Annotated in this window: 22 protein-coding genes; 20 read left to right on the top strand and 2 right to left on the bottom strand. The window is 64.0% G+C overall.

The genetic code is table 11. The annotated features are described in order from the left end of the window. On the bottom strand, positions 1-2,982 hold a 2,982-nt coding region (locus tag AC3WOS_RS09325), incomplete at its 3' end, for a VCBS domain-containing protein (protein ID WP_492715640.1). Between the two features lie 241 nt (positions 2,983-3,223). On the opposite strand from AC3WOS_RS09325, the gene AC3WOS_RS09330 reads away from it, so the two are divergent. The 20 genes from AC3WOS_RS09330 to AC3WOS_RS09425 all read left to right on the top strand — a co-directional run bounded on the left by AC3WOS_RS09330 (position 3,224) and on the right by AC3WOS_RS09425 (position 24,129). After that, the gene (locus AC3WOS_RS09330) at positions 3,224-3,919 is read left to right on the top strand and encodes a response regulator transcription factor (RefSeq protein ID WP_492715641.1); all 696 of its coding nucleotides are present in this window, start codon (positions 3,224-3,226) and stop codon (positions 3,917-3,919) included. 113 nt (positions 3,920-4,032) lie between these two features. After that, positions 4,033-4,767 (top strand): bifunctional demethylmenaquinone methyltransferase/2-methoxy-6-polyprenyl-1,4-benzoquinol methylase UbiE, encoded by a 735-nt coding sequence (gene ubiE, locus AC3WOS_RS09335; RefSeq protein ID WP_492715642.1) that lies wholly within the window; start codon positions 4,033-4,035, stop codon positions 4,765-4,767. A gap of 15 nt (positions 4,768-4,782) precedes the next feature. Continuing rightward, complete coding sequence (locus tag AC3WOS_RS09340) at positions 4,783-5,715, top strand: Tim44 domain-containing protein (RefSeq protein ID WP_492715643.1); 933 nt, start codon at positions 4,783-4,785, stop codon at positions 5,713-5,715. 265 nt (positions 5,716-5,980) lie between these two features. Next, a complete protein-coding gene (locus tag AC3WOS_RS09345) occupies positions 5,981-6,631 on the top strand; it encodes a ubiquinone biosynthesis accessory factor UbiJ (protein WP_492715644.1) in 651 nt (216 codons plus the stop codon). Beyond that, complete coding sequence (ubiB, locus tag AC3WOS_RS09350; protein ID WP_492715645.1) at positions 6,631-8,199, top strand: ubiquinone biosynthesis regulatory protein kinase UbiB; 1,569 nt, start codon at positions 6,631-6,633, stop codon at positions 8,197-8,199. The genes AC3WOS_RS09345 and ubiB overlap by 1 nt, the downstream gene beginning before the upstream one ends. Before the next feature lie 23 nt (positions 8,200-8,222). Beyond that, positions 8,223-8,819 carry a methyltransferase domain-containing protein gene (locus AC3WOS_RS09355; RefSeq protein WP_492715646.1) on the top strand — a complete coding sequence of 199 codons (597 nt, stop codon included), beginning with the start codon at positions 8,223-8,225 and terminating at the stop codon, positions 8,817-8,819. Positions 8,820-8,885: 66 nt separating this feature from the next. After that, positions 8,886-9,182: an FmdB family zinc ribbon protein gene (locus tag AC3WOS_RS09360; protein ID WP_492715647.1), complete on the top strand. Its 297-nt coding sequence runs from the start codon at positions 8,886-8,888 to the stop codon at positions 9,180-9,182. A gap of 46 nt (positions 9,183-9,228) precedes the next feature. Continuing rightward, positions 9,229-9,849 carry a DUF502 domain-containing protein gene (locus AC3WOS_RS09365; RefSeq protein WP_492715648.1) on the top strand — a complete coding sequence of 207 codons (621 nt, stop codon included), beginning with the start codon at positions 9,229-9,231 and terminating at the stop codon, positions 9,847-9,849. Between the two features lie 90 nt (positions 9,850-9,939). Beyond that, positions 9,940-11,739 (top strand): aspartate--tRNA ligase, encoded by a 1,800-nt coding sequence (gene aspS / locus AC3WOS_RS09370; RefSeq protein WP_492715772.1) that lies wholly within the window; start codon positions 9,940-9,942, stop codon positions 11,737-11,739. A gap of 80 nt (positions 11,740-11,819) precedes the next feature. Further along, positions 11,820-12,278 carry a dihydroneopterin triphosphate diphosphatase gene (gene nudB, locus AC3WOS_RS09375; RefSeq protein WP_492715649.1) on the top strand — a complete coding sequence of 153 codons (459 nt, stop codon included), beginning with the start codon at positions 11,820-11,822 and terminating at the stop codon, positions 12,276-12,278. A gap of 75 nt (positions 12,279-12,353) precedes the next feature. After that, positions 12,354-13,169 carry an endonuclease/exonuclease/phosphatase family protein gene (locus tag AC3WOS_RS09380; RefSeq protein WP_492715650.1) on the top strand — a complete coding sequence of 272 codons (816 nt, stop codon included), beginning with the start codon at positions 12,354-12,356 and terminating at the stop codon, positions 13,167-13,169. A gap of 8 nt (positions 13,170-13,177) precedes the next feature. Then, positions 13,178-14,341, top strand: a complete 1,164-nt coding sequence (locus tag AC3WOS_RS09385) for a phospholipase D-like domain-containing protein (RefSeq protein WP_492715651.1) — start codon at positions 13,178-13,180, stop codon at positions 14,339-14,341. Continuing rightward, positions 14,338-14,721: an RNA-binding S4 domain-containing protein gene (locus AC3WOS_RS09390; RefSeq protein WP_492715652.1), complete on the top strand. Its 384-nt coding sequence runs from the start codon at positions 14,338-14,340 to the stop codon at positions 14,719-14,721. The genes AC3WOS_RS09385 and AC3WOS_RS09390 overlap by 4 nt, the downstream gene beginning before the upstream one ends. 338 nt (positions 14,722-15,059) lie before the next feature. After that, positions 15,060-16,283, top strand: a complete 1,224-nt coding sequence (locus AC3WOS_RS09395) for a GGDEF domain-containing protein (RefSeq protein ID WP_492715653.1) — start codon at positions 15,060-15,062, stop codon at positions 16,281-16,283. A 306-nt stretch (positions 16,284-16,589) separates the two neighbouring features. Next, entirely contained in the window at positions 16,590-17,216 is a 627-nt protein-coding gene (locus AC3WOS_RS09400; protein ID WP_492715654.1) for a TetR/AcrR family transcriptional regulator, read from the top strand. A gap of 61 nt (positions 17,217-17,277) precedes the next feature. After that, the gene (locus tag AC3WOS_RS09405; RefSeq protein WP_492715655.1) at positions 17,278-19,068 is read left to right on the top strand and encodes an acyl-CoA dehydrogenase C-terminal domain-containing protein; all 1,791 of its coding nucleotides are present in this window, start codon (positions 17,278-17,280) and stop codon (positions 19,066-19,068) included. 20 nt (positions 19,069-19,088) lie between these two features. Further along, positions 19,089-21,488: a 3-hydroxyacyl-CoA dehydrogenase/enoyl-CoA hydratase family protein gene (locus AC3WOS_RS09410; protein ID WP_492715656.1), complete on the top strand. Its 2,400-nt coding sequence runs from the start codon at positions 19,089-19,091 to the stop codon at positions 21,486-21,488. Between the two features lie 59 nt (positions 21,489-21,547). Continuing rightward, entirely contained in the window at positions 21,548-21,997 is a 450-nt protein-coding gene (locus AC3WOS_RS09415) for a PaaI family thioesterase (protein WP_492715657.1), read from the top strand. Positions 21,998-22,076: 79 nt separating this feature from the next. After that, positions 22,077-23,273, top strand: a complete 1,197-nt coding sequence (locus AC3WOS_RS09420; protein WP_492715658.1) for an acetyl-CoA C-acyltransferase — start codon at positions 22,077-22,079, stop codon at positions 23,271-23,273. Positions 23,274-23,349: 76 nt separating this feature from the next. Next, the gene (locus AC3WOS_RS09425) at positions 23,350-24,129 is read left to right on the top strand and encodes an enoyl-CoA hydratase (protein WP_492715659.1); all 780 of its coding nucleotides are present in this window, start codon (positions 23,350-23,352) and stop codon (positions 24,127-24,129) included. Positions 24,130-24,222: 93 nt separating this feature from the next. Here AC3WOS_RS09425 and AC3WOS_RS09430 read toward each other — a convergent pair whose 3' ends face one another. Beyond that, positions 24,223-25,251 carry an SDR family oxidoreductase gene (locus AC3WOS_RS09430; protein ID WP_492715660.1) on the bottom strand — a complete coding sequence of 343 codons (1,029 nt, stop codon included), beginning with the start codon at positions 25,249-25,251 and terminating at the stop codon, positions 24,223-24,225. Positions 25,252-25,334: the final 83 nt, after the last annotated feature.

Genomic DNA, 25,334 nt, shown 5'->3' on the forward strand with positions numbered 1-25,334 from the left:
GTTCGTTTCGTCCATCGCGGCGGTACTGGTGCCCGTGATGACGGCCGCGTCGTTGGTGCCGTGAATCGTGACGCTAATCACCTGGGTGGTGCCGTCGGCGGTTGCCACGGTGATGCTGTCGGTGTAGTCGGTGCCTGCCGCAAATTCGTTGTGGGCGGTGTTGGTGGCGTAGGTCCAGGCGCCGGTGGCGTCAATGCCGAACTTGCCGTAGCCGTTATCGCCAGCGACGTTACTCTGAGCGACGAAGTCGGCCGGGCTGTCCACGTCGGTGGCGTTCAACTTGCCGCTGGCGTTGAGGATGGCATCGGTTTCGTCCATCGCGGCGGTGCTGCTGCCCGTGATGACAGCGGCATCGTTGGTGCCATGGATGGTGACGCTAACCGTTTGGCTGGTGCCGTCGGCGGTCGTCACGGTGAAGCTGTCGGTGTAGTCGGTGCCGGCCGCAAATTCGTTGTGGGCGGTGTCGGTGGCGTAGGTCCAGGCGCCGGTGGCGTCGATGCCAAACTTGCCGTAGCCATGGTCGCCAGCGACGTTGCTTTGAGCGACGAAGTCGGCTGCGCTGTCCACGTCGGTGGCGTTCAACTTGCCGCTGGCGTTGAGAACGACGTTCGTTTCGTCCATCGCGGCGGTGCTGGTGCCCGTGATGACGGCCGCGTCGTTGGTGCCGTGGATGGTGACGCTAACCACCTGGGTGGTGCCGTCGGCGGTTGCCACGGTGAAGCTGTCAGTGTAGTCGGTGCCGGCCGCAAATTCGTTATGGGCGGTATCGGTAGCGTAAGTCCAGGCGCCGGTGGCGTCGATGCCGAACTTGCCGTAGCCATTGTCGCCAGCGACGTTGCTTTGAGCAACGAAGTTGGCGGCGCTGTCCACGTCGGTGGCATCAAGCTTGCCGCTGGCGTTGAGAACGACGTTCGTTTCGTCCATCGCGGCCGTACTGGTGCCCGTGATGACGGCCGCGTCGTTGGTGCCGTGGATGGTGACGCTAACCACTTGTGTGGTGCCGTCGGCAGTAGTGGCGATGAAGCTGTCATTCAAGCTGCCGCCAGCATTCAACGCCTGTACCATCACGTTGCTGTTGTCGAGCGTGTAGATCCAAACGCCGGCGGCCGTCATTGCATAGCTGCCATAGGTGGTGCTCGCTCCCGATACGGCTTGGAAGGTATTGGCGGGATTGTCGATGTCGGTATCGGTCAGGGTGCCGGTGGCCGTTGGCGTGCCGGCGTTGGCGTTGGCTACGCCACCTGCCTCGACGACGGAACCGGCAACCGTGCCGCTGACCACGGCGGCATCGTTGACGGGCGCTATCGTCAAGGCGATCGTTGCGGCGGCAGCGCTGGTATTGCCGGCGGCATCGACGACGCTGAAGCTGACGCTGTCGCTGCCGTTATAGTTCGCGTTAGGCTTGTACCAATATTGGGTAGCCGCGCTGAGCGCATTGAACGCGGCCGGCGTGGTGGCCGCGGCATCGCTGTAGAGCGTGCCATGTTGTGGCCCCGTCCCTGTCAGTTTGTATTGCGTGACGCCGCTTCCGGTCCCATCGCTGCCGGCGAGCGTGATGCCGATGATGGTGTCTTCATTGCCGCCTGCTGTTGCTGCGGTTGCGGTGGGGGCCGTTGCGTCCAGCGTGGTGCTGTTGCCGTTCACCGACTTGGTATTGCCAGCCGCATCGGTGATCACCATCGATGAACTCACCATACCGTCGCTGAACGTGCTCAGGTCGAAGCTGAAGGCACCGTTCACGGCGTAGGTATGGGTGGCGCTGTGGACGCCATCCGTTACGGTGACCACGGCGCTGGCATCGCTATCCATGCCGGCGACGGTATAGGCCAGGGCGGATTTCTCGGTGCTGTTGACCAGGTTGTCGGCCACGGCCAGGGTCGCGAAGGGCGAGACGTCGGCGGAACTGTCATTGAGGACAGTCACACCGGCCGAGGCTTTGTTTGCAACCTGATACGCGGTGACCGTGAGGTTACCCTGGGCCAAAGTCGCCGCGCCAGGGAGGCTGGGAACCGTCATGGTCCATGTCACCTTGCCGCTGGCTGGAACATCGGTCAGGGCAGCCGTGCCGGTATAGGTCGAGGTGTTGCTTCCATCACTGAATTTAACTGTCATCGTCTGCGTGCTGGGGACGGTCCCGGAGCCGCCATATGCCCATTCGCCACTGACGACGAATCCAGCCGTGCTTTCGGTTGAATTGATCTTGTTGTCGGCGGCAACGGTGGTAAGCGTAGGCGCATTGTTGAAGTTAATTGCCAGCAGCCCGTCATAGTTGGTGTCGGCCAGCGTCGCCGTTTCGATGCTGCCCGTGCTCGCTTCCAGCACCCAGTCGCCGCCGGCCGCGCTGGCGCCCGTCAGGTCGGTCGAGGCGGCCACGTCGGCGCCGGTGGCGGCGGCCAGGCTGGCGATGAATTGCTGGCCCGTGGTGCCGGCCGCCACGTCGCAGCCGTACAGCAGGATGTCGGCGCCGGCCGTCAGGTGGCTGCCGATGTCGGCCAGCTCGCTGCCGTAGGCGGCCATGGTGCTGGCGTTCAGCACGGTCGAGCCGATGTGGATCTCGCCCGGGCTGCCGTGCGACACCACATCCACGCTGGCCAGGTTGGTGACGATGTCGATGGCCGCCACCAGCCCCGTATTGTGGGCCAGGAAGTCGTGGATCTGCTGCACGCCGTCCCTGGCCGCGTCCAGCACGACGACGGTGGTGTTGGCCGGCGTGGCCGCGATGATGCCCTGGTAGCCGTCCACGCCGGGGTCGACGAAGACTACGCGCGGCGTGAACAGCCCGTTCAGGCTGGCGCTGGCCGACACCACGTTGATGTCGGCGGCCACGGCGCCGTGAGAACTCATCCAGTCCTGGATCTGCTGCGGGCCGGGCAGGGCGGCGTCGAGCAGGACGACGTTGAAGACATTCGTATCGTATTGCGCGGCAAGTGTCGCGGCATCGGACAGGGCGGAATCGATAAAGACGGTACGGGTAGTGGCCATGATCTTCTTGCTCTCACTGTGGGGTTATTCGGTGAAGTGCTGCAAAGAAATTTTCGTTTCTCCGTCTCACGTATTTGACGCTCAAGCTGCAAGTTACGCATGGGAGAAACTGCTCTTTTTTTTGGTAGCTATTTGAAATTTCCTGTGATAAAAGTGTGACAAACATCATGGGAGGCGGCGATGATCGGGAACCCGTGGCAGTCTTACGGCACAGTGCGCAGCGGCGGCTGGGGGAGGGCACATGGCAGTTGCCCATAGCGGCCACGTCAAGGGCATCCGGGTGTTGCTGATTTGCGACTTGCCGATCACGGCCTGGGGCCTGGGCCAGCTGATCGATGCACGCCGGCCGGCGCTGGAACTGGCCGGCAGCGTGGCCACGGTGGCCGAGGCGCGCCAGCACTTGCGCAGCCATGGCGCCGACGTCGTGCTGTACGACCTGGACGGCGCCAACCCGCTGGCGCTGATCGGCGAGCTGCTGCCTGGCTTCCACGGCAAGGTGCTGGCCATCACCAGCGCACGCGAGTCGACCCTGGCCGACGATGCGGTGCTGGCCGGCGCCAATGGCCTGGTCTGCAAGAGCGAACCGGTCGACATGCTGGTCAAGGCAATCGAAAAAGTGAAGGGCGGCGAGTTCTGGCTCGACCGCCTGGCCACGGTGCGCATCCTGGCGACCATCGCCCGCAGCAAGGCGAACGAGGACCCGGCCCATGAGAAGCTGACTCGTTTGACACGCAAGGAACGCCTCGCGGTGGCCGAACTGGTCCGTGATCCACGCGCCAGCACGGCCGATATCGCCCAGCGCCTGGCCATCGGCGAGCGCACGCTGCGCAATCACCTGACTGCCATCTACGCCAAACTGGGCGTGAACAACCGGGTGGCCCTGTACGACTTTGCCTCGCGCCACATGCTGGCGCGCGAACTGGGCATCGAACACTGAGCACCGGCCCCGGCGATTGCTGTAACAGCCGCAATGGGGCCGACCTGACGCCGCCCACGCTGCGCTTGGCCCTTGCGCTTGTATAATGCTGGCAAACTAACAGGCTGCCCACCATGACCAATACCACCCATTTCGGTTACAAGACCGTCTCCGAAGACGAAAAAGTGCACGAAGTTGCCAAGGTTTTCCACTCCGTCGCCGCCAAATACGATGTGATGAACGACGTCATGTCGGCCGGCCTCCACCGTCTGTGGAAGACATTTACCATCGCCAACGCGGGCGTGCGCCCCGGTTTCAAGGTGCTCGACATCGCCGGCGGCACGGGCGACCTGGCCAAGGTGTTCGCCAAGCAGGCGGGCCCGTCGGGCGAGGTATGGCTGACCGACATTAACGAATCGATGCTGCGCGTGGGGCGCGACCGCCTCTTGAATCGCGGCCTGCTGACCCCCACCTTGTTGTGCGACGCGGAAAAGCTGCCGTTCCCGGACAATTATTTCGACCGCGTCAGCGTCGCCTTCGGCCTGCGCAACATGACCCACAAGGACCTGGCGCTGGCGGAAATGCGGCGCGTACTCAAGCCGGGCGGCAAGCTGCTGGTGCTGGAATTTTCCAAGGTGGCGGCGCCGCTGCAGAAACCGTACGACCTGTATTCCTTCCACGTGCTGCCATGGATGGGCCAGAAGATCGCCGGCGATGCGGAAAGCTACCGCTACCTGGCCGAATCGATCCGCATGCACCCGGACCAGGAAACGCTGAAGAAGATGATGGAGGAGGCGGGCCTGGAGCGGGTCACGTATTACAACCTGACGGCAGGTGTGGCCGCTTTACACACTGGTATCAAACTGTAGGAAACACAACACACCATGAACATGAAGAAGATCCTGGTCGGCGCCATGCTGGCCGTGTCCGCCCTGTCGCTGATGGCCGAAGCGACGGCCCGCCCCATGGGCGGCAGCCGCACGTTCGGCCGCCAGTCGCAGAACGTGAGCCGCATGGCGCCCGCGCCGGCCCCCACGGCGCCGCGCCAGGCCGCCGCGCCGGCCCCTGCGCCCGTGGCGCCGGCGGGCGCATTGCCGCCCAAACCGGCCAGTCCGTGGAAGGGCATCCTGGGCGGCGCCCTGCTGGGTCTGGGCATGGGCGCGCTGATGTCGCACTTCGGCCTGGGCGGCGGCATGTTCGGCTCGCTGCTGATGGTGCTGCTGCTGGGCGGCCTGGCCTTCTTCATCATCCGCATGCTGCGCGGGCTGGGTGGCGCCAAGCCGGTGCCGGCCAACGTCTACAGCGGCAATTTTGCCGGCCACGCCGGTGGCCAGGCGGCCAACGTCACGCCGGAAATCGGTGCGCGCCTGCAGCCGGCCCAGTTTGATGCCCAGCCTGCCGGTAGCGTCGCCGCCGTAGCCGCGCCGCACACGCCATGGGGCGTGCCGGCCGATTTCGACACGGCCACCTTCCTGCGCGTGGCCAAAGGCAATTTCATCCGCCTGCAAGCGGCCTGGGACAAGGGCGACGTGGCCGACATCCGCGAATTCACCACGCCGGAAGTGTTTGCCGAGTTGAAGATGCAAATCACGGAACGCGGTGCGCAAGCCGACTTCACGGACGTGGTCAGCATCGACGCCGAATTGCTGGGCATCGAAACGTCCGACAGCGACTACCTGGCCAGCGTCAAGTTCGCCGGTATGATCCGTTCCGCGCCGGGTGCCGCGGCCGAGCCGTTCCACGAAGTGTGGAACCTGGCCAAGCCCGTCAACGGCAGCACCGGCTGGATGCTGGCCGGCATCCAGCAGCTGGCCTGATCCAGGCAAATAAACCGGGGACGTAACACGGTTTTGTTTAATTAATGGGGACGTACCCCATTAATTTAGACAGAACGGCCAGAAATCAGAAATGGGGTACGTCCCCATTTTTTTCAGAAATGGGGTACGTCCCCATTTTTTCGCGCAGGTTTTCGGCGGTTTTCGCGGGTTGGGCCGCGGCAGTTTTCCTGCAAACTGGTAAGATCAAGACCGCCCGACTTTTCGGGCGGTTTTTGCTTTTCTGCGGCTACCTATCGACACCACCGTGACTTCTTCCACTTCCTCTCCCGTTTCCCCCGCAGCGGCGCTGCTGGCGCCCCTCGCTGCCACCCTCAACCATCTGCTGGCCCAGGAACCCTGGGCGCGGCGCGAACTGGCTTTGCATGCCGGTAAGGTCGCCTGCGTCGATGCCGCCTCCGTGGCGCTGCGCCTGCGCGTGATGGCCGATGGCTTGCTGGAGGTGGCCGCCGCCGACGCGCCCGCCAGCGTCACCATCCACGTCAAGCTGGCGGACTTGCCCCTGATCGCGCAGAACCGCGAGCGGGCCTTCTCCTACGTGCGCATCGAGGGCGATGCGGAGTTCGCCAACTGCCTGTCGGGCCTGAGCAAGTCGCTGCGCTGGGAAGCCGAGCACGACCTGGAAAAGGTGGTGGGCCCGGTAGCGGCCGTGCGCATGGTGGCCGGCGCCCGCGCCGCGTTCGCGGCCGTGCAGAATGGCCACCGCAAGCTGGCCGAGAATGTGGCGGAATTCCTCGCCGAGGAGCGTCCCGTGCTGCTGCGCCCGCCCGTGGTGGCGGAGTTCTCGTCCGACGTGGTCCGCCTGCGCGATGACGTGGAGCGCGCCGCCAAGCGCATCGCCAAGCTGGAACAACTGCTGGCCGCCCGGTCCGCCAAGCAACAAGCACTGGATCTTTGATGATATTGAAATTTTTACGCCTGCTGAAAATCCTGCGGGTGTCGGTCAAGTATGGCCTCGATGAAATCGCCATCGCCGGCCTGAAAGTGCCACGCACGGCCAAGCTGATCGACACCGTCATCTTCTGGCGTGACATTTCCGCCCCCCGCGGCGAGCGCATGCGCATGGCGCTGGAAGAGCTGGGGCCCATCTTCGTCAAGTTCGGCCAGGTGCTGTCGACCCGGCGCGACCTGATCCCGCTCGACCTGGTGGAAGAGTTGTCCAAGCTGCAGGACCGGGTGCCGCCGTTCGATTCCGAACTGGCCATCGCCCAGATCCGCAAGTCGCTGGGCGACCACCCGGACCAGCTGTTTTCCACCTTCGAGCGCACGCCGGTGGCGTCCGCCTCCATCGCCCAGGTGCACTTCGCCACGCTCAAGGATGGCAAGGAAGTGGCCGTCAAGGTGCTGCGCCCCGGCATGAAGAAGTCCATCGACGAGGACGTCGCCCTGATGCACATCGCCGCCGACTGGATCGAGCGCATCTGGAACGACGGCAAGCGCCTGAAACCGAAAGAGGTGGTGGCCGAGTTCGACAAATACCTGCACGACGAGCTGGACCTGATGCGCGAGGCGGCCAACGCCAGCCAGCTGCGCCGCAACTTCGCCAACTCCAACCTGCTGCTGGTGCCGGAAATGTACTGGGATTACTGCTCCTCGAGCGTGATCGTGATGGAGCGCATGCACGGCATTCCCGTGTCCCAGATCGACCGCCTGGAAGCGGCCGGCGTGGACCTCAAGAAGCTGTCGAGCGACGGCGTGGAAATCTTCTTCACCCAGGTGTTCCGCGACGGTTTCTTCCACGCGGACATGCACCCCGGCAACATCCTCGTGTCGATCGACCCGGCCAGCTTCGGACGCTACATCGCGCTCGACTTCGGCATCGTGGGCACGCTCAACGATTTCGACAAGGATTACCTGTCGCAGAACTTCCTGGCCTTCTTCCGGCGCGACTACAAGCGCGTGGCCGAAGCCCACATCGAGTCCGGCTGGGCCCCGCGCGACACCCGTGTGGACGAGCTGGAGTCGGCCGTGCGCGCCTGCTGCGAGCCCATCTTCGACCGCCCGCTGAAGGACATCTCGTTCGGCCAGATCCTGCTGCGCCTGTTCCAGACGTCGCGCCGCTTCAACGTGGAAGTGCAGCCCCAGCTGGTGCTGCTGCAAAAGACGCTGCTCAACATCGAAGGACTGGGCCGCCAGCTGGACCCGGACCTGGACCTGTGGAAGACGGCCAAGCCCTACCTGGAAAAATGGATGGCGGCCCAGGTGGGCTGGCAAGGCATGCTGGAGCGCCTGAAGGCGGAAGCGCCGCGCTACACCCACGTGCTGCCGCAACTGCCGCGCCTGCTGCACCGGGCGCTCGAGCAGGCCGGCGAGCCGCCCGCCAACGACACGGAGCTGATCCGCGTGCTGATCGCCGAGCAGCAGCGCACCAACCGCCTGCTCAGTTTCGTGGTCTATTTCGCGGGCGCTTTCGGGCTGGGCGTGGCCGGTTTCCAGCTCTATCTGCGCTTGCATAACATGCATTAAATTTATAGAACGGTAACCGTACTATGCAGGAATTTAATGAACGTGATCCGCAATCGCCGGCCTTCTGGGATGAGCGATTCGACAAGCAATTCACGCCCTGGGACCGGGGCGGGGTGCCGCAAGCGTTGCGCGACTTTGTGGCGGGGGCGCCGGCGCCGCTGGTCACGCTGATCCCCGGCTGCGGCAGCGCCTACGAACTGGCTTTCCTGGCCGAGTCCGGCTGGGATGCGACGGCCATCGACTTTTCCCCCGCCGCGGTGGCGGCCGGCAAGGCGGCCGTGGGCCCGTACGCGGACCGGGTGGTGGAGGCCGATTTCTTCACCTGGCAGCCGGCCCGGCCCCTGCAACTGATCTACGAACGGGCGTTTTTGTGCGCCATGCCCCGCGCCCGCTGGCCGGACGTGGCGGCCCGCTGGGCGGCGCTGTTGCCGCCGGGCGGCCTGCTGGCCGGCTTCTTTTTCTTCGACGACGCCCCCAAGGGCCCCCCGTTCGGCGTCGCCCGCGCCCAGCTGGACGCCTTGCTGGCGCCGTATTTCGACTGCGAGGCGGACCTGGCCGTGACCGATTCCATCCCCGTGTTCCAGGGCAAGGAACGGTGGCTGCAGTGGCGGCGCCGTTGAAACCGGTGAAGCGGACAAAAAAAGCTTTATAATTCAGGGTTTTTGATGATTTTTGCGGAGTAATAGATGCCGATCTACGCTTACCGCTGCGAGGAATGTGGTTTTGCCAAGGATGTCTTGCAAAAGATTTCCGACCCGCAGCTGACGGTTTGCCCCACTTGCGGCAAGTCGTCGTTTAAGAAACAACTGACCGCCGCTGGTTTCCAGCTCAAGGGGACTGGCTGGTATGCGACCGATTTCCGTGGCGGCACGCCGCCGGCCACGGGCGTATCGAGCGGCCCGGCCGCGCCCAAGCCGGACGCCGCGGGGACCACCCCGGCTGCCGCCCCGGCCGCCCCGGCGTCGACCACCAAAGCGGATTGATCGGCAGTGCCGCCTGGCGGCACCCTTATTCACTCTAGAGAGCACGATGCGTAAATATTTCATTACCGGCCTGCTGATCCTGGTGCCGCTGGCCATTACGGCCTGGGTGCTGAACCTGGTGATCAGCACCATGGACCAGTCGCTGCTGTTCGTGCCCTTGCGGTGGCAGCCGCGCACCCTGTTCGGCTTCGACATCCCCGGCCTGGGGACGATGCTGACGGTGCTGATCGTGTTCCTGACCGGCCTGCTCACCAACAACCTGGTGGGCAATTACGTGGTCAAGCTGTGGGAGCGCCTGCTGCAGCGCATCCCCATCGTCAACTCGCTGTACTCGAGCGTGAAGCAGGTGTCGGACACGCTGTTCTCGTCCTCCGGCAACGCCTTCCGCAAGGCCGTGCTGGTGCCGTATCCGCACCGCGATTCGTGGACCATCGCCTTCCTGACGGGCACGCCGGGCGGCGACGTGAAGAACCACCTGGTGGGCGACTACGTGAGCGTGTACGTGCCGACCACGCCCAACCCCACCTCGGGTTTCTTCCTGATGATGGCGAAGGAAAACGTGGTCGAACTCGACATGACGGTCGACGCGGCATTGAAGTACATCGTCTCGATGGGCGTGGTGGCGCCGGACCATGTGCCCGGCGCCGAGACGGCCGGCAAGGCATAAGAAGAAGGGCGCGCTGCCGCGCTGGCGGGCAGCAGCCGATTGTATAAAAACTGAGCAATTTAACCTGAACTGAGAAATAACATGTCCTCAATGCGTACTCACTACTGCGGCCTCACCACTGAAGCCCTGCTTGGCCAAACCGTCAGCCTGTGCGGCTGGGTACATCGTCGCCGCGACCATGGCAGCCTCATTTTCATCGACCTGCGCGACCGCGAAGGCCTGGTGCAGATCGTCTGCAATCCTGAGCAGGCCGAGATGTTCAAGGTAGCCGAGGCAGTGCGCAACGAGTTCTGCCTGCGCGTCACGGGCGTGGTCACGGCCCGTACCGAAGGCACCATCAACGCCAACCTGAAGTCGGGCAAGGTGGAAGTGGTGTGCTCCGAACTGGAAGTGCTGAACGCCTCGGTGCCGGTGCCGTTCCAGCTGGACGACGACAACCTGTCCGAAACCACGCGTTTGACCCACCGCGTGCTGGACCTGCGCCGTCCGCAGATGCAGAACAACCTGCGCCTGCGCTACAAGGTGACGATGGAAGTGCGCAAGTACCTGGACGAACTGGGCTTCATCGACATCGAAACCCCGATGCTGACCAAGTCGACCCCGGAAGGCGCGCGCGACTACCTGGTGCCGTCGCGCGTCAACGCCGGCAACTTCTTCGCGCTGCCGCAATCGCCGCAGCTGTTCAAGCAGCTGCTGATGGTGGCCAACTTCGACCGCTACTACCAGATCACCAAGTGCTTCCGCGACGAAGACCTGCGCGCCGACCGCCAGCCCGAATTCACCCAGATCGACTGCGAAACGTCGTTCCTGAACGAGCAGGAAATCCGTGACCTGTTCGAAGACATGATCCGCAAGGTGTTCAAGAACACGCTGGCGATCGACCTGCCTAACCCGTTCCCGGTGATGGACTACGCCACCGCCATGGGCAAGTACGGTTCGGACAAGCCGGACATGCGCGTCAAGCTGGAATTCACCGACCTGACGGACGTGATGAAGGACGTGGACTTCAAGGTCTTCTCGGGCGCCGCCAACATGCCTAACGGCCGTGTGGTCGGCCTGCGCGTACCGAAGGGCGGCGACATGCCCCGTTCGGAAATCGACGCCTACACCCAGTTCGTGGCCATCTACGGCGCCAAGGGCCTGGCCTACATCAAGGTCAACGAGAAGGCCAAGGGCCGCGACGGCCTGCAATCGCCTATCGTCAAGAACCTGCACGACGCGGCCCTGGCCCAGGTGCTGGAACTGACGGGCGCGCAGGACGGCGACCTGATCTTCTTCGGCGCCGACAAGGCCAAGGTGGTCAACGACGCCATCGGCGCGCTGCGCGTGAAGATCGGCCACAGCGAATTTGGCAAGAAGGCCGGCCTGTTCGACGACGTCTGGTCGCCGCTGTGGGTGGTGGACTTCCCCATGTTCGAATACGACGAAGAGTCGGACCGCTGGACCGCGACCCACCACCCGTTCACGGCGCCAAAAGACGGCCACGAGGACATGCTGGAAACCAATCCGGGCGCCTGCATCGCCAAGGCCTACGACATGGTGCTGAACGGCTGGGAACTGGGCGGCGGTTCGATCCGTATCCACCGCGAGGAAGTGCAGTCGAAAGTGTTCCGCGCGCTCAAGATCGACGCCGACGAAGCCCGCCTGAAGTTCGGCTTCCTGCTGGACGCGCTGCAGTACGGCGCGCCACCGCACGGCGGCCTGGCGTTTGGCTTGGACCGCATCGTGACCATGATGACCGGTTCCGATTCGATCCGCGACGTGATCGCCTTCCCGAAAACCCAGCGCGCCCAGTGCCTGCTGACCCAGGCACCGTCGGAAGTGGACGAGAAGCAGCTGAAAGAGCTGCACATCCGCTTGCGCGCCGCCGAGCCGAAAGTCGCCGGCTGATAGCGCCCTGCGCCCGCCGCGGCGGGCGCAGTGTGTGATCAAAAAGGCGCGGGCGACTGCGCCTTTTCTTTTATCGGACCATGAAGCCCTACAAGATTCCCGAATCCGTGCTGGTGGTGATCCACACGGCCGACCTGCAAGTGCTGCTGATCGAGCGGGCCGACCGGCCCGGCTACTGGCAGTCCGTGACCGGCTCGCTGGACGCCCCGGACGAACCGCTGCTACAGACGGCCGCGCGCGAGCTGTACGAGGAGACGGGCATCGTGGCCGACGGCGCCGGCATCGCGCTGCGCGACTGGCAGCTGTCCAACATCTACACCATCTACCCCGTGTGGCGCCACCGCTACGCGCCGGGCGTGACGGAAAACACGGAACACGTCTTTTCCGTGCAGGTGCCGCGCGACATCCCCATCGTGCTCAGTCCGCGCGAACACCTCGCCCACATCTGGCTGCCTTACCTGGAGGCGGCCGACAAATGCTTCTCGTCCTCCAACGCGGAAGCGATCCTGCAGCTGCCGCGGCAGCTCGCCTTGCGCTGACGGTAAAGCAACGGCTGCGACGCTGCCCGAGGCTGCTGTACGGGAAAGCGCACGGATGGGGGTAAAATAAAAACCATGAAGATCCGCGTCGCCACGTACAACATCCACAAAGGCGTCAGCGCCATCCGCAGCTTGCCGCGGGTGCATGCGCTGAAGCAGGCTATCGCCTTGTTCGATGCGGACGTCGTGTTCCTGCAGGAAGTGCAGGGCCGGCACGACCTCAACGCGGCCCAGTACGGCGCCGAGCACCACGGCCACCAGCACTGGCCGGAGACGGCCCAGCATGAATTCCTGGCCGGCGAGTCACGCCACGAGCACACGGCCTACGGCATGAACGCCGTCTACGACCATGGCCACCACGGCAATGCGCTGCTGAGCGCCTTCCCCATCGTCCACAGCCGCAACCACGACGTGTCCGACCATGCCTTCGAACAGCGCGGCATCCTGCACTGCGAACTGCAGATGGCGCGCACGGTCGTACACTGTTATGTGGTGCATCTGGGCCTGTTCGAGGGGGGCCGCAAGCGCCAGACGGCAGCCCTGATCGAGGCCGTGCGGGCTTCGGCGCCCAACGGCGAGCCGGTCATCATCGCCGGCGACTTCAACGACTGGCGCAATTCCCTCAGCGCCGAGCTGCGGCGCGAGCTGGGCGTGGTGGAAGTGTTCGACCAGATCGGCTCCAATTCCACGCTCGACGAGCTGGGCCGCGTCCTGCGCGGCAAGAACAGCGTGGCCCAGGCCCGCACCTTTCCCGCCGCGCTGCCGTTCTTCCGGCTCGACCGCATCTACGTGCGCGGCTTCCAGGTGGAGGCGGCCGAGGTCATGCACGGCACGCTGTGGGCCAAGCTGTCGGACCACGCGCCCATCGTCGCCTCGCTGGCCCTGGCCTGACCGGACTTATGCGTTCCGTCAATTTTCTGGCCGATAACGAAATCGAGCTGCTCTATTGCGGCACCGCGTATTTTCCCGCCCTGATCGCGGCCATCGACGCGGCCCTGTACGAAATCTATTTCGAAACCTATATCTTCGCCGACGACGACACGGGCCAGGCCGTGCGCGGCGCCCTGATGCGGGCCGCCGCCCGCGGCGTGCAGGTGCGCATGATCACGGACTGGTTCGGCACGGGCCGGCACCAGGTCGACAGCCTGCATGCGCAGCTGGTGGCGGCGCGCATCGAGCACCGCATCTTCAACCCCTGGTTCCGGCGCGGCGTGACCCGCACCCACCGCAAGATCTGCGTGGTGGACCATGGCATTGCCTTCGTGGGCGGCATCAACATCAACGACGACCTGTTCTGCGACTACGACCACAGCATCGGCCTGGCCGCGCCGCGCTGGGATTTCGCCGTCTCCGTGCGGGGACCGCTGGTGGCCACCATCCAGACCGAGGCCGAAGCCCAGTGGGCGCGCCAGGGCAAGCTGGGCCTCTTCAAGCGCATCGGCCTGTACCGCGACTTGCGCAAGCTGAACAAGGCGGCCTCGCGCACCATGGTGCAGGCCGGCTTTGTCGTGCGCGACAACCTGCGCAACCGCGTGACCATCCAGCGCGCCTACCTGCAGGCGCTGGGCCGGGCCCGCAAGAGTGTGCTGCTGGCCAATCCGTATTTCGCGCCGGGCCGCAAGTTCCGCCGCGCCCTGGCCGCCACGGCCGAGCGCGGGGTGGAGGTGGTGCTGCTGATCGGCGTGGGCGAATTCTGGCTGCAGGACGCCGTGGCCCATTCCTTCTACCCCAAGCTGCTTGCGGCCGGCGTGAAAGTGGTGGAATATCATAAGACCCAGTTGCACGCCAAGGTGGCCGTGATCGACGACGACTGGGCCACCGTGGGTTCGAGCAATGTGGATGGCTTGAGCCTGTTTTTGAACCAGGAAGCGAACGTGGTCGTCAAGGACGCCGTGTTCGCCCGCAGCCTGCGCGCCCACATCGAGCAAGCCATCGCCGACGGGGTGGTGGTGCATGCGGACGAGTTCGCCAACGTGGGCCGCTTCCGCCGCATCGGCTATGGCCTGGCCTACATGGGCTACAAGCTGCTGATGCGGATTTTTGCAGTGGGGAAATACGCTTGAACGAGACGGTCAGACTGGATAAATGGTTGTGGGCGGCCCGCTTCTTCAAGACCCGCTCGCTGGCCACGGACGCCGTCGACAGCGGCCGGGTCAAGGTCGGCGGCGACCACGTCAAGCCGGCCCGCGCCCTGCGGGTAGGCGACCGGCTGCTTATCGATAACGGCTCGGACCGCTGGGAAGTGCTGGTGCTGGGCCTGTCGGACGTGCGGGCCGCCGCCCCCATCGCCCGCACCCTGTACGAGGAAACGGCGGCCAGCGTGGCGGCCCGGGCCACGGCCGCCGAACGGCACCGCCTGTTCCGCGAGCCGGGCGCCGACATCAAGGGCCGCCCCACCAAGCGCGACCGGCGCCAGTTGGGCAAGCTGGGCGGCCCGGACTAGCCAGGGGCTAGTGCCGTTAAGTTAAACGACCTCTAAGCCGGCTTCGGGGACAAAAATGGGGACGTACCCCTTTTTCGAGCTGGGCGGCCCGGATTAGCCGGGCCAGGGGAGGGCGCCCCTGCGGCGCCACGCCACCTTGGCGGCCCTGCGGCCAAACGTCCACGGTTTACCTGTCATGCGTCAAGAAAGCCTGTCGCCGGGATGACAGCGCCATCGACATGGAATAGGATTGCCGAGTGGCAAAAAAGGCAAGCGCCGGTCATCCACCGATGGCCAGCCATTGCCGGCAATGAAGGGGGCGCCGCCGTCCCTGTTGCGGCGACGTCGAAAAGGCATGCATGAATCAGGTTACGGAAATGCTCTGGCACCGGTTGACGGGCTTGATGCCAGGTGAGCTGAAGCAAAGCGAGCTCGGCTGGCTGTTTTCCCCGCACCGCCATCTGAGCCTGCTGGCGCGGCGCCGCGCCACCCTGATCGTCAACCGCGTCCGCCTGTTCGCCTTCCTGTTCGCCGTGCTGACCCCGATGTGGAGCATCATCGACTTCATCGTGTTTCCCTTTCCCTTGTGGGGCCAGCTGGCGTTCATGCGCTTTGCGGCCAGCGCCGCCTTCGCCAGCCTGCTGGTCTACTACCGCTCCAACGGCGACCTGTTCAACGCGTACCGGGCCATGGCCCTGCTGTTTGCGATCCCGACCGTGTTCTACGTGGCCTCGCACACGCTGCTCACGCACTACCAGCTGACCGGCATGTCGGCCGCCATCGGCGCCGGTTACGCCTTCCTGCCTTTCGTGCTGCTGGGCGGACTGGCCGTGTTCCCGCTCGCCATCGCCGAAAGCTTCGTGGTCGCCAGCCCCATCCTGATCTGCCAGGCCGTGTCCGGCTACCTGCGCTGGACGGCCATGGACTGGCCCGCGTTCACGGGCGCATTCTGGCTGCTGGTGCTGATCACGGGGGTGGCGGCACTGGCCGGCATTTGCCAGCTGGCGTTCATGATCGCGCTGGTGCGCCAGGCCATCCGCGATCCGATGACCAATGCCTTCTCGCGCAGCAGCGGGGTCGAGATCATCGACCTGCACTTCACGATGGCCCAGCGCGCCAATGCGCCGTTCGCCCTGGCCTTCCTCGACCTCGACCATTTCAAGCGCATCAACGACGGTTTTGGCCACGAAGCGGGGGACAGCGCGCTGATCACCATGACCGAACGGGTCAGCCAGCACATGCGCCACGGCGACGTGCTGGCGCGCTGGGGCGGCGAGGAATTCCTGCTGATCATGCCGGGCACGGGGCTCGAGCAGGCACGGACGGCCATCGAGCGGTTGCGGACCAGCGGTTTCGGCGAGCGCCCCGAAGGCGGCCCGGTGACGGCCAGCATCGGCATCGCCGAGCGCCGGGCCGACAATGTGGGCGACTGGAAGCGGCTGGTCGAGCTTGCCGACCAGCGCATGTATGCGGCCAAGCAGGGCGGCCGCGACCGCGTGGTCAGCGGCGAGCCTGGTCCTGGGCCCGCCGTTGCGCCGTGCCGTCACGCCGTGCCGTCCGCCGTCGACCAGGCATGCGCGTGATTGCCGTTTAGTTAATTTTCTGTCAGAGTAGCGCCTGCGCGGCGGGCACGACAGCGCACGTCCGTCGCCGCCCGGCGCAGCCGCTTGCGGCCCCGCTGCGGCCCTATTTCCACACAAATCTGCTGCGTCGCAGCAATAGAACCTCGCCTCTAACGGTACTGTTTGACTTTTACCACCCGGTGGATAATAGTACGAGCGTTCGCAATTCTTTTCACACGAAGTAAATTCAACTGGGGGAGAATGTTCTTTTCTCCTCACAGACGAATTTCTACCTTGGGTGTACTTATTAATACTTCAATCAAATTTATGCGTAAGGGTGAACTGACTCGCGCAGCCATTCTCGATGTGGCGCTGGACCTGGCCAGCCGGGACGGGCTCGAAGGACTCACCATCGGCTTGCTCGCGGACAGGATGAACATGAGCAAATCGGGGGTGTTCGCGCATTTTGGTTCGCGTGAAGACTTGCAGCTGGAAGTGCTCAAGCTGTATCACCACCGCTTCGAGCAGGAAGTGTTTTTCCCCAGCGTGAAGGAACAGCGCGGTCTGCAGCGCCTGAAGGCGATGTTTGCCCGCTGGGTCAAGCGAGTGAGCGTGGAAGTCGCATCGGGCTGCATTTATATCAGCGGCGCGGTGGAATACGACGACCGCCCCGGTCCCATCCGGGAGGAGCTGATGTCGATGGTCAACGCGTGGCAGGGCGCTTTGCTGCGCTGCGTACGCCAGGCCATCGAATGCGGCGACCTCAAGCCGGATACCGACCCGCAGCAGCTGGTCTACGAGATGTACGGCCTGATCCTGGCCCTGCACCATGATGCGCGTTTCCTGCGCATCCCGGGCAGCCTGGACCGCGCCAGCATCGGCTTTAACCGGCTGATCGAGAATTACCAGAATCCGCAGCCGCCCCACCAGGCGGATGCAACGCAGAAATCGTAAGGGGCCGCGGTTCCCGCAGCCACTCAACACTTATTTAGCTATACGCCATCAGGAGAAAATCATGGGTCAATACGTCGCGCCAATCCGGGATATGCAATTCGTGCTGCACGAATTCCTGAAAGTGGAAGATGAACTGAAGCAAATGCCGCACTACGGCGATGTCGATGCCGACATCATCAACCAGGTGCTGGAAGAGGGCGCCAAGTTCACCTCGGAAGTGCTGTTCCCGCTGAACCACTCCGGCGACCGTGAAGGCTGCCACCACGACGCGGCGACCCATACCGTGACCACCCCGAAAGGCTTCAAGGAAGCGTACAAGCAGTACGTGGAAGGCGGCTGGGCGGCGCTGGCCTGCTCCACCGAATACGGCGGCCAGGGCCTGCCTATCGTGCTCAACAACTCGTTCTACGAAATGCTGAACTCGTCCAACCAGGCCTGGTCCATGTACCCCGGCCTGTCGCACGGCGCCTACGAGTGCCTGCTGGAACACGGCACGGACGAGCAGAAGAAGACCTACCTGCCGAAACTGGTATCGGGCGAGTGGACCGGCACCATGTGCCTGACCGAACCGCACTGCGGCACCGACCTGGGCATGCTGCGCTCGAAGGCGCTGCCACAGGACGACGGTTCGTGGCTGATCACCGGCAACAAGATCTTCATCTCGGCCGGCGAGCACGACATGTCGGAAAACATCCTGCACCTGGTGCTGGCCCGCGTGCCGGACGCACCGGAAGGCTCGAAAGGCATTTCCCTGTTCCTGGTACCGAAATACCTGCCCACCGCTGACGGCGGCGTCGGCGAGCGCAACCCGATCACCTGCGGCGCCATCGAAGAGAAGATGGGCATCCACGGCAACTCGACCTGCCAGATGAACCTGGACGGCGCCCGCGGCTGGATCATCGGCCAGCCCAACAAGGGCCTGAACGCCATGTTCGTGTTCATGAACGCCGCCCGCCTGGGCGTGGGCATGCAGTCGCTGGGCCTGACCGAAGTGGCTTACCAGAACGCCCTGGCCTACGCCAAGGACCGCATCCAGATGCGCTCGCTGACCGGCCCGAAAGCGCTGGACAAGCCTGCCGACCCGATCATCGTGCACCCCGACGTGCGCCGCATGCTGTTGACCGGCAAGGCCTACGCCGAAGGCGCCCGTGCCTTCTCGTCCTACGTGGCACTGCAGATCGACCGCGAACTGCACCACCCTGACGAAGACGTGCGCAAGGAAGCGGCCGACGAAGTGGCGCTGCTGACCCCTGTCATCAAGGCCTTCATCACCGACAACGCCTGGATCGCCACCTCGGAAGCGATGCAAGTGTTCGGCGGCCACGGCTACATCTCCGAATGGGGCATGGAGCAGTATGTGCGCGACGCCCGCATCAACCTGATCTACGAAGGCACCAACACCATCCAGTCGCTGGACCTGCTGGGCCGCAAGATCCTGGGCGACAACGGCGCCAAGCTGCGCAAGTTCGGCGAGAAAGTGAAAGCATTTGTCGAAGAAAACGGTACCGATGAAGCCATGAGCGAATTCGTGACCCCACTGGGCGACCTGGGCGACAAAGTCACCAAGCTGACCATGGAAATCGGCATGAAGGCGTTCCAGAACCCGGACGAAGTGGGCGCCGCCTGCGTGCCTTACCTGCGCGTGGTGGGCCACATGATCTACAGCTACCTGTTCGCCCAGATGGCCAAGATCGCCCTGGAAAAAGAATCGTCGGGCGACACCTTCTACAAAGCCAAGCTGGCCACGGCGCGCTTCTACTTCGCCCGCCTGATGCCAGAAACCGCAACCTTGATTCGCCAGGCACGCGCCGGTTCCGCCAGCCTGATGGCACTCGACGCTGACCTGTTCTAAGAAGAGACTAAGGATACGACATGACCAATTTCATCGTTAAAAAAGTAGCCGTCCTGGGCGCCGGCGTGATGGGTGCGCAAATCGCCGCCCACTGCGTCAATGCCAAAGTGCCGGTCGTGCTGTTCGACCTGCCTGCCAAGGAAGGTCCGAAGAACGGCATCGTGCTGCGCGCCATCGAGAACCTGAAAAAGCTGTCGCCTGCACCGCTGGGCAACAAGGAACACGCCGCGCTGATCCAGGTGGCCAACTACGAAGACAACCTGGACCTGCTGGCCGGCTGCGACCTGATCATCGAAGCGATCGCCGAGCGCATGGACTGGAAGCACGACCTGTACCAGAAGGTCGCACCGCACATCGCTCCGAACGCGATCTTCGCCTCGAACACCTCGGGCCTGTCGATCACCAAGCTGTCCGAAGGTTTCGACGCCGACCTGAAATCGCGTTACTGCGGCGTGCACTTCTTCAACCCGCCGCGCTACATGCACCTGGTCGAGATCATCCCGACCGCGTCCACCAAGCCGGAAATCGCCGACCAGCTGGAAGGCTTCCTGACCACCACCCTGGGCAAGGGCGTGGTTCGCGCAAAAGATACGCCTAACTTCATCGCCAACCGCGTGGGCGTGTTCGGCATCCTGGCCATCGTGCATGAAGCCGAGAAGTTCGGCCTGTCGTGCGACGTGGTCGACGACCTGACCGGCGCCAAGCTGGGCCGCGCCAAGTCGGGCACCTTCCGCACCGCGGACGTGGTCGGCCTGGACACCATGGGCCATGTCATCAAGACCATGCAGGACTACCTGCCGAACGATCCGTTCGCCGCCGTCTACAAGACCCCGGCCGTGCTGGCCAAGCTGGTCGAGAAGGGCGCGCTGGGCCAGAAGAGCGGCGCCGGCTTCTACAAGAAAGTGGGCAAGGAGATCCAGCGCCTGGACTTCGCCACCGGTGAATACGTCACGGGCGGCGCCAAGGCTGCCGACATCGTGGCCCGCATCCTGAAGGAAAAGGATCCGGTCAAGAAGATGAAGGCCCTGCGCGAATCGACCAATCCACAGGCGCAGTTCCTGTGGGCGATCTTCCGCGACGCCTTCCACTACATCGCCATCCATCTGGACACCGTGGCCGACAACGCCCGCGAAATCGACTTCGCCATGCGCTGGGGCTTCGGCTGGAACGTCGGCCCGTTCGAAACGTGGCAGGCAGCCGGCTGGTCGCAAGTGGCCACCTGGGTCAAGGAAGACATCGACGCCGGCCAGGCGCTGTGCAACGCACCGCTGCCAGCCTGGGTATTCGAAGGTCCGGTCGCTGAAAAAGGCGGCGTCCACACCCCTGAAGGTTCGTGGTCGGCCGTATCGAAATCGTTCGTGCCACGTTCGGACCTGGCCGTGTACCAGCGCCAGGAATTCCGCGCTCCGGTATTCGGTTCTGGCGCCGTGGACGGCAAGACCGCCGGCACCACCGTATTCGAAGACGACTCCGTGCGCCTGTGGCACTCGGGCGACGAAGTGCTGGTGATCTCGCTCAAGACCAAGATGCACGTGATCGGCGATGGCGTCATCAAGGGCCTGAAAATGGCGCTGGAAGAAGCGGCCAAGAACTTCAAGGGCCTGGTGATCTGGAGCGCCGACGCAGCCGAAGGCGGCGCCTTCTCGGCCGGCGCCGACCTGCAATCGGCACTGCCTGCGTTCATGCAGGGCGGCGCGAAAGCGGTCGACCCTATCATCCGCGACCTGCAAGACACCTTCATGGCCATGAAGTATTCAAACGTGCCCGTGGTGGCTGCCGTGGCCGGCCTGGCCCTGGGCGGCGGCTGCGAAATGGCGCTGCACGCCTCCAAGCGCGTGGCCTCGATCGAGTCCTACATCGGCCTGGTGGAAGTGGGCGTGGGCCTGATCCCTGCCGGCGGCGGCCTGAAAGAAGCGGCCGTGCGCGCCGCCAAGGAAGCCAAGGGCAACGACATCCTGCAATTCCTGAAAGCCGGTTTCACCAACGCCGCTACCGCCAACGTGTCGAAGTCGGCACTGGAAGCGCAGGCCATGGGCTACCTGAAGGAAGACGACGTGATCGTGTTCAACGCCTATGAGCTGCTGCACGTGGCCAAGGTGGAAGCGCGCGCCATGTTCGACAAGGGCTACCGTCCGCCGCTGCAGGCGCCGGTCCAGGTCACGGGCCGCTACGGCTACGGCACCATCAAGGCACAACTGGTCAACATGCGCGACGGCGGCTTCATCTCCGCGCACGACTTCAAGCTGGGCGAGATGATCGCCGAGATCGTGTCGGGCGGCGACATCGACCAGGGTCAGTTCGTCAGCGAGCAGTGGTTCCTGGACATGGAGCGTAAAGCCTTCCTGGAACTGCTGAACCATCCGAAGACGCAAGAGCGGATCATGGGCATGATGCAGACCGGTAAGCCGGTACGCAACTAATCGCGGTCATGTCGGTCCTGTCCCTGGTTTTTAAAGTGTTACTGCGCGTGAGGCCTAGCATGGTGTATGAACGTATCAAGCAGCAAATGATGGACACCCTGCCTTTCGTGCGGCTGCTGGGGATCCGGATCGACGAAATCGGCAACGGCACCGCCAAGGTGTCGATGCCGGAAGACCCGAAGCTCAACAACCACCTGGGCACGCAGCACGCCGGGGCCCTGTTCACGCTGGCCGAAACGGCTTCCGGCGCGGCCATGGCGGGCGGCTTCGCGGACCTGATCGTGGGCTTGCGCCCCGTGGCCAAGGAGTCGCGCATCCAGTACCAGAAGGTAGCCAAGGGCGCCACCCGCGCCGAAGGCCGGGTGCCGGGCGACCTGGCCGCGCTCAAGGCCGAGCTGAAAGCGGCCGGCAAGGTGGCGTTCCCGGTGGAGGTCGACATTTTCGACGCCGCCGGCACGCTGGCCGCGCAGGTACAAGTGGACTGGTATTTGTCCGAGAAGCGCGCCTGATAAAGGCGGCCCCGGGCTGGTGAAACAGATTCGACAGAACTTCGACAGAACTTCGATCAAAAATTTTTGAAAGAATAAAATGAGCAAACAACTTCAAGACGCATACATCGTCGCCGCTACCCGCACCCCGATCGGCAAGGCGCCGCGCGGCATGTTCAACAAGACCCGTCCGGACGACCTGCTGGTGCGCGTGCTGCAAAACGCGCTGGCCCAGGCCCCTGGCCTGGATCCGGCACTGATCACCGACGCCATCATCGGCTGCTCGTTCCCGGAAGCGGAGCAGGGCTTCAACATCGCCCGCCAGTCCGTGCTGCTGGCCGGCATGCCCAAGACCATCGGCGGCGTGACCGTCAACCGTTACTGCGCCTCGGGCATCACCGCCATCGCCATGGCCGCTGACCGCATCCGCGTGGGCCAGGCCGACGCCATGATCGCCGGCGGCGTGGAATCGATGTCGATGGTGCCGATGATGGGCCACCACCCATCGATGAACCTGAACATGTTCACCGACGAAAACGTGGGCATGGCCTACGGCATGGGCCTGACGGCCGAGAAGGTTGCCCAGCAATGGAAAGTGTCGCGCGAAGCGCAGGACGCGTTCTCGGTCGAATCGCACCGCCGCGCCATCGCCGCCCAGCAGGCCGGCTTCTTCAAGGACGAGACCACCCCGGTCGAGATCATCACCCGCACCCCTAACCTGGCCACGGGCGAAATCACCATCAAGAAGCGCACCGTCGACACCGACGAAGGCGCCCGCACCGATTGCACCGTGGAGTCGCTGGGCAAGCTGAAGCCGGTGTTCGCCGCCAAGGGTTCCGTCACCGCCGCCAACAGCTCGCAGATGTCGGACGGCGCCGGCGCGCTGCTGATCGTGTCGGAAAAGTTCCTGCGCGAGCACAACCTGACCCCGCTGGCCAAGTTCTCCTCGTTCGCCGTCAAGGGCGTGCCGCCGGAAATCATGGGCATCGGTCCCAAGTTCGCCATCCCTGAAGCCTGCCGCCTGGCCGGCATCACCCAGGACCAGCTGGACTGGATCGAGCTGAACGAAGCCTTCGCCGCGCAGGCGCTGGCCGTGATCGGCGACCTGGGCCTGGATACGGCCAAGGTCAACCCGATGGGCGGCGCGATCGCCCTGGGCCACCCACTGGGCGCGACCGGTGCCATCCGCGCCGCTACCGTGATCCACGCACTGCGCCGCAACAACCTGAAGTACGGCATGGTCACCATGTGCGTCGGCGCCGGCATGGGCGCGGCAGGTATCTTCGAGCGCGTATAAACGCGGCACGATAAAATAGCAACATCAAGGGCGCTGCGGATTTTCCCCGGCGCCCTTTCCTCATTCTGGAGACGACATGGAAATTGTGAGCAGCAAGGCCGACGGCATCCTGACCATCGAATTCAACCGCCCCGAGCGCAAGAACGCGATCACCAGCGCGATGTACCAGAGCATGGCCGACGCCATCAACGACGGCGAGCAGGACGCCGCCGTACGAGCCATCCTGATCACCGGCAAGCCCGAGATTTTCACGGCTGGTAACGACCTGGAAGACTTCCTCAAGAGCGCCCGCAGCAGCGACGGCGTGGCGCTGGAAGAGCGCGCCGTGTTCCGCTTCATGCTGGCCCTGAGCGGCGCCACCAAGCCCGTGGTGGCGGCCGTGGCCGGCGCCGCCGTCGGCATCGGCACCACGCTCTTGATGCATTGCGACCTGGTGTACGCGGCCGACAACGCCAAGTTCTCGATGCCATTCTCGCAGCTGGGTCTGTGCCCGGAATTCGCATCGAGCCTGTTGCTGACGCAAGTGGCCGGCTACCCCCGTGCGGCGGAAAAGCTGATGCTGGGCGAAGCGTTCCTGGCGCAGGAAGCGCTGGAGATGGGCCTGGTGTCGAAGGTGCTGCCGGTGGCCGAGCTGCCCGCGTTCGCGCGCGCGCAAGCGGCCAAGCTGGTGGCCCTGCCGGCCAGCTCCGTGCGCGCCACCAAGCAGCTGATGAAGGCCAGCCGCAATACCGCCATCACGCAAACCATGGCGGCCGAGAACAAGCTGTTCGGCGCCATGCTGGAAGCGCCGGAAGCGAAGGAGGCATTCACGGCCTTCTTCGAGAAGCGCAAGCCGGACTTTTCCAGGTTCGCCTGACCAGGCCGGAGACATGGATGTTGCCGTTAAGTCTCATAAAAGATGAGATTGCGAACCTGCGAACGCATAGCATCGAGATGGGACGCATGAGCATCAAAACCAGTCTTGGTTGCGATACCAGGTGAGGGTGTCGGCTACGGTTTGTTCAAACGGCCTGAACTTTAGTGCGAGTTCGCGCTCGCTCTTGGCGTGGTCGAAATGGGTACGCCCGGCTTCCTTGACCATCAGCCGCACAGTGGCCAGGCTGAGCAGGATAGGCCGGCCGCTGATGCGCGCATAAATTTCCTGCACCGCCGCCAAGGTATATAAGAGCGATAAAGGCAACTCGCGCGTTGGCGTTTTGACGTGCGCGATCTTGCCCAGCAATGGCACCAGTTGTCGCATAGTCATATGGCGGCCCGCCGCCAGGTATCGCTCTCCGCGTTTGCCGCGCAGCGCCGCCGCGATATGTGCCTGTGCCACATCGCGCGCGTCGACCACGGAAAAACTGCCAGGTACCAGCCCCGGCAATTTTCCGCGCACGACATCGTTGACAAATTGCCCCGAGGAAGTAGGGCCGATGTCGGCCGGTCCCCACATCCACCCGGGCAGAACCAGGCTGGCATGCATGTCCGGGTGGCGCGCCAGAAAGCGCAGCACTGCCTGATCGGCCAATATCTTGCTGCGGTAATAATCATCGGCATCGCCCAGCTCGCGCAAGCAAGTTTCGTCGATCGGCACGCCTGGTTCGCCATTGAGCACGCCAATGGACGAGGTTTGGACAAAACGCCGGATGCCAGCGCCGTAGGCCTGTTCGATGAGCAACTCGGTCCCATCCACATTGATACGCTTGAGTTCCTGCCAGTGGCTGCCGCCTTTGTAGTTGTCCCGAAAGAAGGCCGCCGTGTGAAACACGACATCGCACCCTTGCAGCTTGCCGGCAAAGGCCGGCACGTCGGCCATGTCACCCAGCACAAGCTCGACGCCCGCCAATCCAGCGAATTGTTGCTGTCCCTTGGCCCATGAACGGACCAGCGCCTTGACGGCGTAGCCGCGGCCGATGAGTTCTCGTACGAGGTTGTTGCCGAGCAGGCCAGTCGCACCGGTAACAAACGCAGATTTCAGTTGGATAGTATTTTGCATATCAATTGAATTTCAAAGTTCGAGTGAAATTTATTGTAACGAGATAGTATCCGGATGCCAAGTGAAATCTGAATCGTCCTATC

The organism is Rugamonas sp. FW305-51, from assembly GCF_058786935.1.

Bases quoted from the DNA above. Each gene is read 5' to 3' on its own strand.
- AC3WOS_RS09330 (WP_492715641.1), top strand. From the start codon at position 3,224: ATGGCAGTTGCCCATAGCGGCCACGTCAAGGGCATCCGGGTGTTGCTG.
- ubiE (WP_492715642.1), top strand. From the start codon at position 4,033: ATGACCAATACCACCCATTTCGGTTACAAGACCGTCTCCGAAGACGAA.
- AC3WOS_RS09340 (WP_492715643.1), top strand. From the start codon at position 4,783: ATGAACATGAAGAAGATCCTGGTCGGCGCCATGCTGGCCGTGTCCGCC.
- ubiB (WP_492715645.1), top strand. From the start codon at position 6,631: ATGATATTGAAATTTTTACGCCTGCTGAAAATCCTGCGGGTGTCGGTC.
- AC3WOS_RS09355 (WP_492715646.1), top strand. From the start codon at position 8,223: ATGCAGGAATTTAATGAACGTGATCCGCAATCGCCGGCCTTCTGGGAT.
- AC3WOS_RS09360 (WP_492715647.1), top strand. From the start codon at position 8,886: ATGCCGATCTACGCTTACCGCTGCGAGGAATGTGGTTTTGCCAAGGAT.
- AC3WOS_RS09365 (WP_492715648.1), top strand. From the start codon at position 9,229: ATGCGTAAATATTTCATTACCGGCCTGCTGATCCTGGTGCCGCTGGCC.
- aspS (WP_492715772.1), top strand. From the start codon at position 9,940: ATGCGTACTCACTACTGCGGCCTCACCACTGAAGCCCTGCTTGGCCAA.
- nudB (WP_492715649.1), top strand. From the start codon at position 11,820: ATGAAGCCCTACAAGATTCCCGAATCCGTGCTGGTGGTGATCCACACG.
- AC3WOS_RS09380 (WP_492715650.1), top strand. From the start codon at position 12,354: ATGAAGATCCGCGTCGCCACGTACAACATCCACAAAGGCGTCAGCGCC.
- AC3WOS_RS09385 (WP_492715651.1), top strand. From the start codon at position 13,178: ATGCGTTCCGTCAATTTTCTGGCCGATAACGAAATCGAGCTGCTCTAT.
- AC3WOS_RS09395 (WP_492715653.1), top strand. From the start codon at position 15,060: ATGAATCAGGTTACGGAAATGCTCTGGCACCGGTTGACGGGCTTGATG.
- AC3WOS_RS09400 (WP_492715654.1), top strand. From the start codon at position 16,590: ATGCGTAAGGGTGAACTGACTCGCGCAGCCATTCTCGATGTGGCGCTG.
- AC3WOS_RS09405 (WP_492715655.1), top strand. From the start codon at position 17,278: ATGGGTCAATACGTCGCGCCAATCCGGGATATGCAATTCGTGCTGCAC.
- AC3WOS_RS09410 (WP_492715656.1), top strand. From the start codon at position 19,089: ATGACCAATTTCATCGTTAAAAAAGTAGCCGTCCTGGGCGCCGGCGTG.
- AC3WOS_RS09415 (WP_492715657.1), top strand. From the start codon at position 21,548: ATGGTGTATGAACGTATCAAGCAGCAAATGATGGACACCCTGCCTTTC.
- AC3WOS_RS09420 (WP_492715658.1), top strand. From the start codon at position 22,077: ATGAGCAAACAACTTCAAGACGCATACATCGTCGCCGCTACCCGCACC.
- AC3WOS_RS09425 (WP_492715659.1), top strand. From the start codon at position 23,350: ATGGAAATTGTGAGCAGCAAGGCCGACGGCATCCTGACCATCGAATTC.
- AC3WOS_RS09430 (WP_492715660.1), bottom strand. From the start codon at position 25,251: ATGCAAAATACTATCCAACTGAAATCTGCGTTTGTTACCGGTGCGACT.